The 15,672-nt window shown below is 46.4% G+C and carries 11 protein-coding genes and 1 pseudogene; 11 read left to right on the forward strand and 1 reads right to left on the reverse strand.

Features of this window, described 5'->3' with window-relative positions; translation table 11 throughout:
- Positions 1-51: 51 nt before the first annotated feature.
- From fdhD to N646_RS21440, 9 genes and pseudogenes are all read left to right on the forward strand, one after another.
- Positions 52-882 (forward strand): formate dehydrogenase accessory sulfurtransferase FdhD, encoded by an 831-nt coding sequence (fdhD, locus tag N646_RS21400; RefSeq protein WP_017820179.1) that lies wholly within the window; start codon positions 52-54, stop codon positions 880-882.
- A 405-nt stretch (positions 883-1,287) separates the two neighbouring features.
- Positions 1,288-2,682: a hexose-6-phosphate:phosphate antiporter gene (gene uhpT / locus N646_RS21405; protein ID WP_021707729.1), complete on the forward strand. Its 1,395-nt coding sequence runs from the start codon at positions 1,288-1,290 to the stop codon at positions 2,680-2,682.
- Between the two features lie 138 nt (positions 2,683-2,820).
- The gene (gene uhpA / locus N646_RS21410) at positions 2,821-3,429 is read left to right on the forward strand and encodes a transcriptional regulator UhpA (RefSeq protein ID WP_005376090.1); all 609 of its coding nucleotides are present in this window, start codon (positions 2,821-2,823) and stop codon (positions 3,427-3,429) included.
- Positions 3,429-4,930: pseudogene (gene uhpB, locus N646_RS21415) on the forward strand (signal transduction histidine-protein kinase/phosphatase UhpB). Before uhpA ends, uhpB begins: the two are co-directional and overlap by 1 nt.
- Before the next feature lie 6 nt (positions 4,931-4,936).
- Entirely contained in the window at positions 4,937-6,277 is a 1,341-nt protein-coding gene (gene uhpC, locus N646_RS21420) for an MFS transporter (RefSeq protein ID WP_005376086.1), read from the forward strand.
- Between the two features lie 124 nt (positions 6,278-6,401).
- Positions 6,402-7,619 (forward strand): mannose-6-phosphate isomerase, class I, encoded by a 1,218-nt coding sequence (manA, locus tag N646_RS21425; protein WP_017820180.1) that lies wholly within the window; start codon positions 6,402-6,404, stop codon positions 7,617-7,619.
- Positions 7,620-7,955: 336 nt separating this feature from the next.
- A complete protein-coding gene (locus tag N646_RS21430) occupies positions 7,956-9,218 on the forward strand; it encodes a hydroxymethylglutaryl-CoA reductase (protein ID WP_017820181.1) in 1,263 nt (420 codons plus the stop codon).
- A 407-nt stretch (positions 9,219-9,625) separates the two neighbouring features.
- Positions 9,626-11,194: a DUF1800 domain-containing protein gene (locus N646_RS21435; RefSeq protein WP_017820182.1), complete on the forward strand. Its 1,569-nt coding sequence runs from the start codon at positions 9,626-9,628 to the stop codon at positions 11,192-11,194.
- Between the two features lie 9 nt (positions 11,195-11,203).
- Positions 11,204-12,529, forward strand: coding sequence for a DUF1501 domain-containing protein (locus tag N646_RS21440; RefSeq protein WP_017820183.1), 1,326 nt, complete (start codon positions 11,204-11,206; stop codon positions 12,527-12,529).
- 85 nt (positions 12,530-12,614) lie between these two features.
- Here the strand turns inward: N646_RS21440 and N646_RS21445 are convergent, their stop codons facing one another.
- A complete protein-coding gene (locus tag N646_RS21445) occupies positions 12,615-13,709 on the reverse strand; it encodes a ketoacyl-ACP synthase III (RefSeq protein ID WP_005387993.1) in 1,095 nt (364 codons plus the stop codon).
- Between the two features lie 162 nt (positions 13,710-13,871).
- Between N646_RS21445 and trxC the strand changes: the two genes are divergently transcribed.
- Positions 13,872-14,306, forward strand: a complete 435-nt coding sequence (trxC, locus tag N646_RS21450) for a thioredoxin TrxC (RefSeq protein ID WP_005376074.1) — start codon at positions 13,872-13,874, stop codon at positions 14,304-14,306.
- Positions 14,307-14,482: 176 nt separating this feature from the next.
- Positions 14,483-15,643, forward strand: a complete 1,161-nt coding sequence (locus tag N646_RS21455; RefSeq protein WP_017634647.1) for an MFS transporter — start codon at positions 14,483-14,485, stop codon at positions 15,641-15,643.
- Positions 15,644-15,672: the final 29 nt, after the last annotated feature.

The raw sequence follows: 15,672 nt of genomic DNA on the forward strand, positions 1-15,672 counted from the left end.
AGAATCCACACGTCAATTTTTGGCATACATAACGGCTTATGAGGTGATTTCATGAGATGTACTACTCAATCTTATTTAGAACTGTCCGATTTCAATCAAGCACCACCTCAACCAAGTGCGTTCAATTACCGAGAATTGATTGATGGCCGCCCAGTGCAACAAATGTCGCTGGCGAGTGAATCCGCCTTAGCTATCAGCTTTAACGGCATTAGCCAAGCGGTCATGATGGTGACGCCAGGCCATCTGGAAGACTTCGTGAAAGGATTTAGCCTAAGCACAGGCATCGTCCACGATTTCAAAGAGATTAAAGACATTGAAATTGGTGGCGATCACGAATCTCACTATGCGGAAGTGGAAATCAGCAACCGCGCTTTCTGGGCGTTAAAAACACAGCGCCGAAATCTTGCCGGCACAACCGGATGCGGCATTTGTGGTGTAGAGGCTCTGGAACAAGCTTTGCCTGATTTGGCACCGCTAACACCGTCTCTTCCTCCGCGCTCCGATGTATTCGAAGGGCTGCGAGACAAAGTCGCACTGCATCAAGAAGCCGCACGTGAATCTGGCGCGTTACACGCCGCTTTATTTGCAGATTTACAAGGCAACATCAAGTTGTGCCGAGAGGACATCGGCCGTCACAACGCGCTAGATAAGTTGATTGGCGCATTGACCAACAATCACATCGAGCCTCAAAGTGGCTTCGCAATCATGACAAGCCGTTGCAGCTTGGAGTTGATCCACAAAGCCGTTCGCGCGCGTATCCCCACTCTGGTTTGCTTATCTGCGCCTACAGCGTTAACTGTCGAATGGGCAAGAAGAAACCATTTGAACCTAATTCACTTGCCAAAACACGGCTCGCCGCGTCTATACAGCCCTGCGCCTTAACACGTCAACCTAGCCGAATTCCTAATATTTCTAACGGAGACCTCTGGGTCTCTGTTGTTTGTTTCTCATTCGCGATTGATAGCTAGCAACGAGACACTATTCTTCCAACCAAACGTACTCACCCCTTGTCAGCACTAAGCTTGCGTATATTAACCTGCTTGCATTTGAACGCTTTCCAATCCGATAAGAAACCAGTCAAAAACCCATAAATTAGTAAGGATTTTGTGTGACTCTTTTCACGCTTTTCCGCCTTCCTAGGCATTTCTAGGAATTTTTCCTAGCCGATCTAGGCAACCATCTCATGTGCCTCACAAAACCACTCTCTAGAATTCCGCTCAGTCAAAGGTAACAAGAGCGCATAACGGCCTCCGTTGTGTTTCTAAAACAATTACAAGAGAGTTCATCATGTTAAAATTCCTCGAACAGGTGCGGAAGCCGACCCTCGATCTTCCTGTCGAAGTTAGAAGAAAGATGTGGTTTAAACCGTTCATCCAATCTTACTTGGTCGTATTTATCGGCTACCTAACCATGTACTTGATTCGTAAGAACTTCAATGTCGCGCAAAACGACATGATCTCAACTTACGGTTTGAGCATGACAGACCTAGGTCTTATTGGCCTTGGCTTCTCCATCACATACGGCATCGGTAAAACCGTTGTCTCTTACTACGCTGACGGTAAGAACACCAAGCAATTCCTCCCTTTTATGCTGATCCTTTCTGGTCTTGCAATGCTTGGTTTCAGCTTCAGCATGGGCGGCGGTAGTGCAAGCCTGTTCTTGATGGTGGCTTTCTACGCTCTGAGTGGTTTCTTCCAAAGTACTGGTGGCCCTTCTAGTTACTCAACCATTACAAAATGGACACCTCGTAACAAACGCGGCTCTTACCTAGGCTTGTGGAACATGTCACACAACGTTGGTGGTGCGGGCGCAGCGGGTGTTGCTCTTTTCGGTGCCAACTACCTATTCGACGGCCACGTAATCGGCATGTTCGTGTTCCCTTCTATCATCGCGATCATCGTTGGTTTTATCGGTATGCGCTTTGGTAGCGACTCTCCAGAAGCTTACGGTCTAGGTAAAGTAGAAGAACTTTTCGATGAAGCAGTGAGTGAAGAAGACACCGCCGCTGAAGAAAACCAAATGACCAAAAAAGAAATCTTTGTTGAATACGTTCTTAAAAACAAAGTTATCTGGCTACTTTGCTTTGCCAACATCTTCCTTTACATCGTTCGTATCGGTATCGACCAATGGTCAACGGTATACGCGTACCAAGAACTTGGTCTGTCAAAAGAAACGGCAATCTCTGGCTTTACTCTGTTCGAAGTCGGTGCGCTTGTGGGTACTTTGATGTGGGGTTACTTATCTGACTTAGCAAACGGTCGCCGCGCATTGGTTGCTTGTGTGTCTCTTGGTTTGATCATCGTATCGCTTGAGTTCTACCAACACGCCACTAGCGAGTTCATGTACTTAGCCTCTCTATTTGTATTGGGCTTCTTGGTGTTTGGTCCGCAACTTCTTATCGGTGTTGCCGCGGTTGGTTTTGTCCCTAAAAAAGCAATCAGTGTGGCTGACGGCGTAAAAGGTACATTCGCTTACCTAATCGGTGACAGCTTCGCGAAACTTGGTCTCGGTATGATTGCAGACGGTACACCTATCTTCGGCTTAACTGGTTGGAAAGGTACCTTCGCAGCTCTAGATACCTCCGCCATGATTTGTATTGTTTTGCTTGCTTTCGTCGCTATCGCGGAAGAGAAGAAGATTCGACACGCGAAGAAGCTTCAACTTGCACAAAACCAAGCCTAGCTTCTCTGCGCGCTTTACTTCGGTAAAGCGCGCAAGATCATTAAAATGAGTTGATCAATTCAGTATCATTAAAGGTTTTTCTATTGGCTCCTGTTGGAGCTTATTGTTGTTAGTCGTCTGCTCTATTTGGTTGTAATAATGATTCATGTTGCTCTAGTTGATGATCACGTCATCGTGCGTTCAGGTTTCGCACAATTATTAAATTTAGAAAGTGATATTACCGTTGTTGGTGAATTCGGCTCTGTCGCCGAAGCGCGAAAAGGCTTGCCTGCGGTACACCCTCATGTCGTCATCCTAGATATCTCCATGCCAGATGAAAGCGGCTTAAACTTTCTTAGCGAAATACCAACTGGCATTGCCTGCGTGATGCTTAGCGTGCATGACTCCCCTGCGATGGTGGAAAAATCACTAAAGCTAGGTGCAAAAGGCTATCTTAGTAAACGCTGTAGCCCAGACGAACTTATTCAAGCCGTGAGAACCAGTGCTTCTGGCGGCTGTTACCTCACATCAGATATTGCACTTAAACTTGCAACGCCTAGCGACAACACCACCTCTCTATGCCAACTGACAAAACGTGAAAACGAGGTATGTCAGCTACTTGCGACCGGGTTGGATGTAAAGTCTGTCGCGGCAGAGCTTGGCTTGAGCCACAAGACCGTGCATGTGCATCGTGCGAATGCCATCGACAAACTCGGCGTGAAAAACAACGTTGAGCTCGCCAAACTATTTTCTCAAGAGTCCTTTTAATGCGAGCTTACGCTGTTACCACCATTTGCGGACTATTTGTTATGGCTTGCGCCTGGTTTTGCTTGTGGGTGATTGCCTATTACTTTGTCAATGATCCCGAGTTGGCGATCTTATTGTTTCCTTTCGCTTTACGATTAGGTGTCACCCTACACACTCGCACCGCTTATTGGCCGACGATTTACCTTTCGGAGTGGGGACTTTCCATCGCACTTGCGATGTTACTGGGTCAACCGCAGTGGCTTACCGTGCTGATTGCGAGCATTGTCAGTATCCCGGTCACACTGATTGCGAAAAAATACTACTACGGTGACCAAAACCGCCACTTAGCCGTCATGGGCGTTGTGATCATCATTACCGCCTTCATCAACGTAATGGCGGTCGGCTTTCACGTGCCTTCTGTTTACATGGTGTGGTTAGCCAGTATTTCTGGTGGGCTGATGCTGGTTCCTATGTGCTACCTACTGTGGAACTACCTATTTCAAAGCCGATGGTCGCCTCTGACGTCGCATCTTTTGAACAACACTGTGGTGTTCAGCATTCGCCACATTGTGTTTTACGCCGTACTTCTTATCGGCAGCATTCTAGTGCAAACGAGTTTGCCTGAAGAGTTAAAACGATTTGCGCCGTTTTGTATGGCGATTCCAATCATCGTGCTTGCTCTGCGTTACGGCTGGCAAGGTGCTCTACTCGCCACCATGCTCAACAGCATTGCGCTGATTGCGGCTCGCAGCGGCGTATCAAATCTAGAAATCACCGATTTGTTATTATCTCTCTCGGCGCAAACCATCACCGGCATTATGCTCGGCTTAGGGGTTCAGAAACAAAAGACCTCAATCACAAACTGCGCGGCGAACTTGCACGCAATCAGAATTTGTCTCGCCAGCTTATCAAAGCGGAAGAATCGGTAAGACGCGATATTGCGCGCGAGCTACATGACGAAATTGGACAGAACATCACGGCGATCCGCACACAAGCCAACATCATTAAGCGGGTAAATAACGCCGAAACAAGCGTGGGTTGCGCCGACATGATCGAAGGGCTTTCCCTCAACGTGTACGACACCACTAAGCGACTGTTAAGCAAGCTAAGACCAAAAATGCTGGATGATTTGGACTTAAAAGAATCCGTCGAGCAACTGACGCGAGAGATGGAATTCGCCAATCACGGAACAACTGTTCAACTGAACTGGCAAGGCGATTACACCAGCCTGAGTGACACACTCAAAGTCACCCTATTCCGTTTATGCCAAGAGTCATTAAATAACGCTGCCAAGTACGCAGAAGCGCAGTTGATCAATATTGAACTGACAATTGGAGAAGCTGCGGTGTCACTGATGATTCACGATGATGGTGTCGGATTCAAAGTTCAGGACAGCATGAAAGGCATGGGCGTTCGCGGCATGCAAGAACGTGTGCACGCGTTAGGTGGAAAAATGGTTATCTACTCCACCAGCGATCAAGTGATCGGCACACAAATCAGCATTACTTTACCTAAGGTGTAACTCAAGATGTTTGGATTTTTACGTTCACCTAAATTTACTCAACCGAGCCTGAGCAACGAGCAAATCGACCAGCGTTACCACCATTGGCGTTTGCACATTATGTTGGGGATGTACATCGGCTACGCAGGTTTCTACTTTACCCGTAAGACCTTTAACTACGCCGCACCAGCGATGATTACCGATCTTGGCTTAGATAAAGGCGATTTGGGTCTTATCGGTACACTTTTCTACATTACTTACGGCTGTTCGAAGTTTATTTCTGGCACGATTTCGGATCGCTCTAACCCTCGTTATTTCATGGGATTAGGATTGATTGCGACAGGTCTGGTCAATATCGCGTTCGGTTTTTCTAGCTCACTCGCGGCTTTCATTACTCTGTGGATCTTAAACGCCTGGTTCCAAGGCTGGGGCTGGCCTTCATGCTCCAAGCTGTTAACCACTTGGTATTCACGTTCCGAGCGTGGCTTCTTATGGGCGATTTGGAACACCGCACACAACGTTGGTGGCGCGCTTATCCCTATTTTGGTGGGCTATTTAACGTTGCACTACAGCTGGCGTGAAGGTTTTATTCTACCCGGCATCATCGGGGTGTTGCTCGGTCTATTCGTTTGTTGGCGATTGCGCGACAAACCCACAACAATGGGTTTACCAAGTGTCGGCCAATGGCGCAACGACGCACTAGAACTTGCGCAAGAAAATTATGGACGTGGCCTCACCTACCGAGAAATTCTGAAATCGTACGTATTTAACAACAAATACATCTGGCTGCTCGCGTTCAGTTATGTGTTGGTTTACATCGTCCGAACCGCAATCAATGACTGGGGAAACCTGTACTTGACCGAGCAGCATCACTATAGCCTGATTAACGCCAACGCTGCTCTGTCGATGTTTGAAATCGGCGGTTTTGTTGGTTCATTGGTTGCGGGTTGGGGCTCAGACAAACTCTTTGGCGGTAACCGTGGGCCAATGAACTTGCTGTTCGCGATTGGGATTTTCTTATCTGTCTCTGCGCTTTGGCTGATGCCTCTGACCAACTTTGCATTCCAAGCGGCGGGATTGTTCTCCATCGGCTTCTTTGTCTTTGGGCCACAAATGCTGATCGGTATGGCGGCGGCGGAGTGCTCTCACAAAGATTCTGCCGGCGCGGCAACAGGATTCGTGGGCTTGTTCGCCTACATGGGCGCAGCATTGTCTGGTTATCCACTGGCGTTAATTCTTGAAGAATATCATTGGACGGGTTTCTTCATCACCATTTCAGTTTGTGCAGCCGTCATTGGCCTTTTGTTGCTGCCATTTTTGCAAGCGCAACCATCACGAAAACCACTCGAACCAAAACCTCGGTTGTAAATCGACTTATCGCCCTTCGGGCAAATTGGCGAGTGACCTAACCGCGCTCGCCCACCTTATTTAACGTATCTCTGCTCAATTTTTCTTCCGATTCAGTTCGGAGGGTTAACTATGGGAAAAATTCATGAATTTGAACACTATTTCATCGCATAGCTTCTTTCAAATGAACAACAAAATCCAAAACTACGCTTGGGGAAGCACCTCTTCTATTCACGATTTGTTTGGCTTTTCTAACGAAACGAATGAGCCTCAAGCAGAAGTATGGATGGGTACTCACCCAAACGGCTGCTCTGAAGTTCAGATTGAGCAGAACACGCTGCCTTTGTCTGAACTGATCAAACAAAACCAACCCGCTTACTTATCAGCAGAAACCGCAGCGAAATTTGGCGACCTGCCCTTTCTGTTTAAGATCTTAGCGGCCGAACATGCACTGTCGATTCAAGTTCACCCAAGCAAACAAGATGCCGAAATAGGCTTCGAAAAAGAACAAAGTGCCGGGATCCCACTAAACGCGAGCCATCGTAACTACAAGGATCCAAACCACAAACCTGAGCTGGTATACGCACTGACAAGTTACCAAGCCATGAACGGTTTTCGCTCGTATGCCGATATTACTGAGGCATTTAGCCTTTGTGATATCGATGAGCTACGCGCACCATTAGATGCATTCAAACGCGAAATCAACTCACAAGGTTTGCGAGATTTCTTTGTGCACATTCTGACCATGGAAGGCGAAACAAAAGAGCGAGCACTGAAACAGCTTCTTGCCTGCGCCTCACGTCAATCAGAGCATGGCACTGACAGCGACGTTTTCCAACTCATCTTGGATCTATCCACTCAATACCCCGGCGATGTCGGCTTGTTTGCACCATTGCTGTTGAATGTCATCACGCTGCAACCTGGCGAAGCGATGTTCCTGAGCGCAAGAACGCCACACGCTTACATTAAAGGTACGGGATTAGAGATCATGGCGAACTCAGATAACGTTTTGCGTGCAGGACTCACGCCGAAACACATGGATGTTGAAGAACTGGCTAAATGCACAGACTTTGTGCCTAAGCCGTTTAACAGCCTTGTTCTAGAGCCCAATGCCGATGGTTGCCAGAGCCTTTACCCCGTTCCAGTGGCAGACTTTAGTTTCAGCATTCTTAACCAACCGAACAATGAAGTGGTTGATGCCAATAGCGCAGAGATTTTGATGGCGATTGATGCCGACCTGACACTCATCAGTGATAACGGTGAGACGTTAACTGCCTCGAAAGGACAATCTGTATTTGTTCCTGCTTACGTTGGCCATTACCGTATTCAAAGTGCGGGACGTGTGGCTCGCGCCTTCAACTAGTTTTTGAACAACTGATTCAAACTAGCGTCTAACCCAAGGGACTGGGTTAGACAATTTATTCCTCTCCGCTTTTAAGGCAATCATGCTTATCCCTTGTCGACTCCAGACACTCACAGTCCAGTTTCTCTAAGAGCCATAACCCCCCGGCTCTGCCATTTACTGCAACATTCATTGTCAAAACCCATTTATTTCTGGTAAATCCTCCGCTCCAATATCAAATTACTTGGATAACAAAGGCACTCACACAGTGGTATTTGTTGCAAAACGTATAATCAACGTTGTAATCAAAGCCCCAATCACTACAATCTCTGGTTCGATTTTTCAGTTAACGTTTGTATGCCGAAGTTAAACCAAGATAACCCTGTTCAAAGCTCCGCCCTTTCCGATATCGAAACCAGCAGTAAGATTCAATCGGCATTAGAACCGAAGTTTCACAAGCCAGAGAAACGTCTCTGCTTAAGCCCTGGCCTATCGGATAAGCATTTGGCGCGCCGTTGGCAAGTATTGGAACAAATGACCAATAAAGATCATCTTCTTGATCCTTTCACACAGTCACATTGCGACGCTTACTCCAACAACATCGAGCACTTCATTGGTACTGTCAATGTGCCGGTCGGCATCGCAGGCCCTTTGCGCGTCAACGGTTTGTATGCGAACGATGACTTTTTGGTTCCGCTCGCAACGACAGAAGCCGCGTTAGTCGCTTCCTACAACCGTGGCGCAAATCTTATCACCGCCGCTGGTGGCGCGAGCGCATTGTTACTAAGTGAAGGGGTGAGCCGAACACCAGTATTCGCCTTTAATCACCTTGCTGACGCCGGCCAGTTCGTCAGTTGGGTTGTGACCCAGTTTGACGTATTTCGTCAAATTGCGGAATCCACCACCTCACATGGCAAACTCAAAGACATCAATGTAAATATCGAAGGAAACCACGTTTATTTGGTCTTTGAATACGTGACTGGTGACGCTTCCGGACAAAACATGGTGACCATCGCAACAAACGAAGTGTTCCATCATATTTTGGCGACCAGCCCAATCAAACCAACTCAAGCATTCTTGGATGGCAACTTATCAGGCGACAAAAAACCAAACGCGCACACACTGCGCTCGGTACGCGGTAAGAAAGTATCCGCCGAAGTGACCATTCCTGCTGAGTTGGTGGAAAAATATCTGCATACGACGCCGGAGTCTATGGTTCAATTTGGCAAAATGACCACAGTGGGCGGTTTACTCAGCGGGACAATTGGCGTCAACGCGCATTACGCAAACGCGCTTGCCGCGCTGTACATTGCTTGTGGTCAAGATGCCGCTTGCGTTGCAGAGTCTGCCATTGGAATCACTCGTATGGATGTGGACGCTCAAGGCAACTTGTACGCGTGCGTGACCTTGCCAAACATCATGGTGGGGACGGTTGGTGGTGGTACTGGCCTTCCAACGCAAAAAGCATGTTTGGATATTTTGGGTTTGCACGGCAACGGCAATGCGAAAGCGTTAGCCGAAGTCGCAGCTGCGCTTTGTCTGGCTGGCGAACTCTCGATCGTGGGCGCATTTTGTGCCGATCACTTTTCTCGTGCTCACCATAAGCTTGCCCGAAAATAACCTTTGTTGCTTTGTACAAGAGAACATCCGTGTGGTTTTCTCTTGTGCAAACCAATGGACTTTATTTATTGGCTCAATAATTTCTTGAAACTAACTTAAGCCTTAACAAACATACCAATCTCTTGTTAACAGTACTTTAGCTGTCCCCCTTCTATATCCATTGCGATACCTCTGCTTATTACTCTTCATTGGCCATATTTAATATCAGTATCTTAGAAAAAATAGCATCAAAAACTTCTAGTACTATAGTACCAAATTCATCGTTTGAGTTTTTTGTTCACCACTTATAGCTACTATACTCGCCTATGCAGCTGCTTGATTTTCATAAATTTACTAAACAGCTCAAAAGAGCTTAATAACTCCCGTTAAATGGACTTAAATCGTTACTTCGGGTAAGCGAGTTAACTATGAGACGTCAGAAGCTAAATAAAATCTCTGCTTGGGTACTAGGATTGGCTATCTTATTGCTGAGCCATGTGTCTAATGTATCAGCAGAAATACAGCAATCCCCATCCGATCAAACCGTTGCGCGTTTTCTCTATCAAACCTCTTTTGGACCAACACCTGCGTTAATTAATGAGGTTAGGGAAAACGGGTTTGAGGATTGGATACAGAAACAAATCAACCTGCCAGCAACCTACCATCAACCACTTTATCAAACGCCTTTTTCTAAAGGCCTACAGTCAAACCGAGAAAATGCTTGGTATCAGATTGTTGTTACTGCTGAAGATCAGCTTAGGCAGCGAACGGCTTATGCATTGAGTCAGATCGTAGTCGTGTCTCGTTATGGCGGCGTTCTTTCCAGCAAACCTACAGGGTTAGTGAATTACTACGATCTGTTGGTTGAGCATGCGTTTGGCAACTACCGAGACCTGTTGTATGACGTTTCCATCCATCCAGTCATGGGGAGCTATTTGTCTATGCTCGGTAGTGCAAAAGAAAATAGTGCGACAGGAACGCTTCCCGATGAGAACTTTGCTCGAGAGTTAATGCAGTTATTCACTATCGGTTTGTATGAACTCAATTTAGATGGCAGTAAAAAGCTGAACCACGCAACAGGCAAACCTATCCCCACGTACAATCAAACTGATATTCAAGAGCTCGCGCGAGCATTAACTGGATGGAAAAATTCCGACATCGCATTCGTGAAACCGATGCGAGTTATCAGTCAAAGACACGACACCGGCGAGAAGCGATTTCTAGGGAACGTGATCCCATCGGGTCTAACCGCACAAGAAGAGCTTTCAAAAGTGATTGATATGTTGATGTCTCACCCAAATGTTGCTCCATTTGTTTCAAAGTTACTTATCCAACGTTTGGTCAGTTCAAATCCAAGCCCAGAGTACGTCGCGCGTGTTGCTACGATATTTAACAACAATGGGGAAGGAGAAAAAGGCGATCTAACCGCCGTTGTTCGAGCCATATTGCTCGACCCTGAAGCATTAGGGATGACGGATACCCCGCCTATAAAAGTGAAAGAACCGATACTGGTCCTGACTAATTTTCATCGAGCATCAGGTTTTACGGTTAAAGGATCACGTTACGAAGACGCAACAACGATGATGAACATCGCTAATCAAGGGCCGCTTCGTTCTCCTTCCGTGTTTAATTTTTACTCTCCAGACTATCAGCCGTCTAACGAGTTTACGGAGTCTGGTATTAACTCTCCAGAGTATGAACTTCTCAATTGGTCTGTTTATACCGATTTGGTCAACTATATGTTAACCAGCACTCGTAGAGGAGGTGGTGATTCCTACCACTTCGATCTTAACGAGTTTTATCTTCTTCTGGACGATCACCGTGCCTTAGTCGAATTGGTTAACTTGCGTTTCTTTGCTGGAACGGCTTCTGCTGAATTGAAAGAGCTCATGCTCACCGCCCTGAATGATTATCGTGGGGACTATGTGCCAACAACAAAACTCGCTCTAGTGATATTTACCGCCATTTCTGGCGACGAATTCTATATTCAGGATTAGGAGTGAATTATGGATATTTCACGACGACATTTTATACAAAGCACGCTATCGATGGGCGCACTAGCCTCTCTTAGTCTGCCAGGTTACTCTCTCGCAGCGCCATCCAATGACTTTCGAGCATTAATATGTGTGTATTTAGCAGGCGGAAACGATGCATTCAACACCGTACTGCCATTATCGGAGGCGCACTATCATCAATATTCCAAAGTCAGAGGGCCACTCTCTGTCGCCAAAGAAGACATACTCCCTATCAATTTGAGTGCTGTCGATAGCTCAAATCACCCAGTGAAGCTCGGCTTACACCCCAAGTTAAATGCGTTAACTTCCGTTTTCGAACAAGGCGATGCCAGCATCGTGCTCAATAGTGGCATTCTCAACCATCCCGTCACCAAACAAGCTATTGAGCAAGGTGAAGCATCACTACCCGAGCAACTGTTTTCTCATAATTCTCAAACAGACGCTTGGTTACTTGGTGGAATGAGCGAGTCTAAAAATCTTGGTTGGGCTGGCAGAATGTTGGATGTATTAAACTCTGAATCAGAAATAACACCGCTATACAGTGTGCATGGCAACTCGCTTTGGTTACGGGCAATGGAACACCGCCAAACCGTCCTGAAAAAAGATCGCGCAGTTCAGCTTACCGCGATTGATAACCCGCTATACAAGGGGATCTATGATCGCCTTCTCTCTCATCAAGCTGACAATCCATTTAATGGTCATTTTAATTTGATGGTTGATGAGTCGATGGTAATGAGTAGTGTCCTGAGCGAGCAACTCAACCACATTGCTGACGAGCCGCTGTTTACGTCATCGACGCTCGGCAAGCAGATGCAAACCGTGTACAAATTGATAGCAAGCCAAGATGTATTGAAGCAGCAACGACAAGTCTTTTTCGTTAAACACTCTGGGTATGACCTACACGATTCGCAACTGGCACGTCATCCAGTGTTACTTGAGGATCTCGCGACAAACCTTTTAGCAATGTATCGTGCGGTCGAACGGTTAGGGCTAAACAAGCAAGTCACCTCTTTCACTATGTCTGACTTCGGTCGACGGATGATGAGCAACGGAAATGGTACCGATCATGGCTGGGGTGGCCATCAACTATTAATTGGAGGCGCGGTAAATGGGAAACAACCTATCGGTACATGGCCGGAACTAATACTGGGCGGAAACGATGATTACTCTCAAGGCCGACTCATACCCAAAATTGCCGCTGATCAAGTTGGTTCAACACTAGCACAGTGGATGGGCGTGAGTGATAACGCGGCACTGGAATACGTGTTCCCGAACATCCGTAATTTTACTCATTCAAACCTGGGTTTTATGTCGTAAGATATTTTACAGGTAGCTGTAGAACACATCATCAAATAAGGGAGCCTCGCGCTCCCTTACTCATTTTATGTTTGCAAAGTGTCCGTTACACCTCGTCGCGACGGCGTTCGTTACACAGCTTAATGGCACGCTCAAGTAATTCTAACGCGGATTGCTCACATTCAGGCAGAACCGCATCACTTTCGCCAATTGGCGTTACGCGGTCACCCCATTTCAATACTGCCGCACCCCATGTCAAACCTGCACCAAATGCAGCAAGAAGCATATTATCACCTGGGTTAACTCGACCTTGCTCTACCGCTTCACACAATGCAATTGGCACCGTCGCAGCTGAAGTATTGCCATAGTTTTGAATGTTAACAAACGCTTTGTCGTGTGGAATTCCAGACAGGTCACACAAGGTTTGAATAATACGAATATTCGCTTGATGCGGAATCACAACATCGATTTGTTCCGTCGTTAACTGTGATGCTTTCAGTACGGTTTTCGCAGCTAGCCCCATGCCTTTTACTGCACGTTTGAAAATTTCTTGTCCTACAAAGTTGAAATCCCAGTAACCGTTGTCTTCCGCAAAGCGATCCATACAAGTACCAAACTTTGGTACGGACAGAATATCGCGGCCTTTTGCGTCACAACCGATTTGAGACTGTAGTAAACCCGTTTCTTTTTCCGTTCTTGATAACACAACGGCGCCCGCACCATCACCAAATAGAACAGCGGTATCTCGCATTGCCCAATCGATGTAGAAAGACAATCTTTCCGCACCAATAATGATCGCGTTACGATAGTTACCTGATTGAATCAAACGTGTGCCCGTTTCTAGGCCATAGACAAATCCCGTACATGCGGCATTTAAGTCAAAGGCAGCGGCTGCACGAATACCTAGGTTCTGCTGTACCTTAGACGCGATATTTGGAATCAATGAATCTGGTGAACAAGTCGCCACAATGATTAAATCCACGTCTGTTGCATCGACGCCTGCTCGAGCTAATGCATGTTTAGCAGCAACGGTCGCCATGTCTGACGTGTTTACATGACTAATACGGCGGTTTTCGATACCAGTGCGGGTACGAATCCACTCATCGGAAGTATCGAGGAAAGTGCTAAGATCATCGTTAGAGAGCACGGCTGGCGGAACACATTTCCCCCAACCTGTAATTTCAGCGTAGTAATTTGTCATCGCAGACCTATTTATTGTTGTATTTTAATAAAATTTCTTAGAACCTTAGGCTCAAATACAAACCTGCGCTGCGTTATTTCGGCAGGTTAAAAAATAAGTATACAAATAATGAGGCTGACTGGTAAGTCATGTTTTCATCAATACGTAATAAAGGAAGAAGTCATGTCATCGTTTAAAACTCGCTGCCCTTCGTGCGGCGGTCTAAATCGTGTCCCTAATGAGCGCGTTGCCGAATCTGCAACTTGCGGTAAATGTAAAAGTGCACTTTTAGACGGCTCGCCTATCGAAGGTACACAAGATAACTTTTCTGCTCTATTACAAAGTGATATGCCTGTTGTAGTAGATTTTTGGGCCCCATGGTGCAACCCGTGCGTTGGTTTTGCTCCTGTTTTCTCTGATGTTGCTCATGAGCAAGCCGGAACGGCTCGTTTTGTTAAGATTGATACCGAAGCTCAACAACAACTTGCGGCGCAATTTGGTATTCGCAGTATTCCTACCATTATGGTTTTCAAGAATGGTCAACGCGTTGATATGATCAATGGTGCGTTACCTAAAACTCAATTCGATCAATGGTTAAATCAAGCACTTACTAAATAATCTTCCACGCCAACCTTGTTTGTAGGTTGGCGTTTTTATGCAACTTATCAACCTATCTAGTTAACAAATATTATTTGTCGAAACGACTTAAATTTATCATTTTACTTGCCTAACTATTAGCCTCATATTCGCGCCGAATAACCCTTAGATTTCATTTAACTTATAGGCGCAAAACAGTGGAAAACACAGTCGTTCCTGCAGCATCACCACGAGTTACAGTTCCAGTCGTCGCACTGTCTCTTTATGCGGTGGCTTCGGGCTATTTAATGAGCTTGATCCCTCTCATGCTCGGTGAATACAACATCTCAGCAGATTACGCGAGTTGGTTGGCGAGTGTGTTTTATGGCGGCTTATTAACCGGTGCTATTTTTATTGAACGTATCGTACGTCAAGTTGGTCACCGTAACGCGTTTATTGGTTGCTTGGCCGTATTTTCGCTAACTATCGTCACACTACCCGTGTTTGCTAACGGATTGATGTGGCTTGCCGCTCGCTTTATTGCGGGTATCGCGGTTGCTGGTGTTTTTGTCATTGTTGAATCTTGGCTAATGTCTGGAGACGAAGCATCGCGTGCGAGACGTTTGAGCTTGTACATGCTATCGCTTTATGGTGGTTCAGCATTAGGCCAGTTTGGTATTGGCGTGCTTGGCGTAAGTGGCGGCGTTCCGTTTATTGCGATCACGACGTTGATCCTAATGGCGATGCTGGTGCTAATGTTCATTGAGTGTGAGCAGCCAAACAGCCATGAATCAACCGCTTTATCATTTAAGCAAATTGCCAAACTAAACCATGCAGCAATTATTGGTTGTGTTGTTTCAGGTTTGACCTTAGGTGCGATCTACGGATTAATGCCAGTTGAGTTAACTAACCGTAAAATTAGCCATCAAGACATTGGTACATTGATGGCGCTAGTGATTCTAGGTGGCATGCTAGTTCAACCAATGGTGACCGCGTTAAACAAATACATGAGCCGCACAGTGCTAATGGCGTTTTTCTGTATTTTGGGTATTTTTTCGATCGGTATGACGTTTATTTCCTCGTCAGCCGTGGTATTGGCTGCTGCATTATTCTTTTTAGGTGCAGCTACTTTTGCCTTGTACCCGATTGCAATCAACTTAGGTTGCGAAGGACTTGATGAACGCTTTATTGTCTCTGCGACACAAGTCATGCTGTTTAGCTACAGCATCGGCTCTGTTGCTGGTCCTGTTGTCGCTGATAAATTTATGGGCCAAGAACACGGCTTGCTAGGCTACTTGTTTGCCGCTTTGGTTGCGACGGGCGTATACATGCTACTTGCTGCGAGCAAAACCAAGCAGCGTATGGCCGCTGGCCTCTAACCACGCCGCTTCTACTCAACGAAAACGAG

This window comes from Vibrio alginolyticus NBRC 15630 = ATCC 17749, assembly GCF_000354175.2.
Lineage (GTDB): Bacteria > Pseudomonadota > Gammaproteobacteria > Enterobacterales > Vibrionaceae > Vibrio > Vibrio alginolyticus.

Bases quoted from the DNA above. Each gene is read 5' to 3' on its own strand.
- fdhD (WP_017820179.1), top strand. From the start codon at position 52: ATGAGATGTACTACTCAATCTTATTTAGAACTGTCCGATTTCAATCAA.
- uhpT (WP_021707729.1), top strand. From the start codon at position 1,288: ATGTTAAAATTCCTCGAACAGGTGCGGAAGCCGACCCTCGATCTTCCT.
- uhpA (WP_005376090.1), top strand. From the start codon at position 2,821: ATGATTCATGTTGCTCTAGTTGATGATCACGTCATCGTGCGTTCAGGT.
- uhpC (WP_005376086.1), top strand. From the start codon at position 4,937: ATGTTTGGATTTTTACGTTCACCTAAATTTACTCAACCGAGCCTGAGC.
- manA (WP_017820180.1), top strand. From the start codon at position 6,402: ATGAATTTGAACACTATTTCATCGCATAGCTTCTTTCAAATGAACAAC.
- N646_RS21430 (WP_017820181.1), top strand. From the start codon at position 7,956: ATGCCGAAGTTAAACCAAGATAACCCTGTTCAAAGCTCCGCCCTTTCC.
- N646_RS21435 (WP_017820182.1), top strand. From the start codon at position 9,626: ATGAGACGTCAGAAGCTAAATAAAATCTCTGCTTGGGTACTAGGATTG.
- N646_RS21440 (WP_017820183.1), top strand. From the start codon at position 11,204: ATGGATATTTCACGACGACATTTTATACAAAGCACGCTATCGATGGGC.
- N646_RS21445 (WP_005387993.1), bottom strand. From the start codon at position 13,709: ATGACAAATTACTACGCTGAAATTACAGGTTGGGGGAAATGTGTTCCG.
- trxC (WP_005376074.1), top strand. From the start codon at position 13,872: ATGTCATCGTTTAAAACTCGCTGCCCTTCGTGCGGCGGTCTAAATCGT.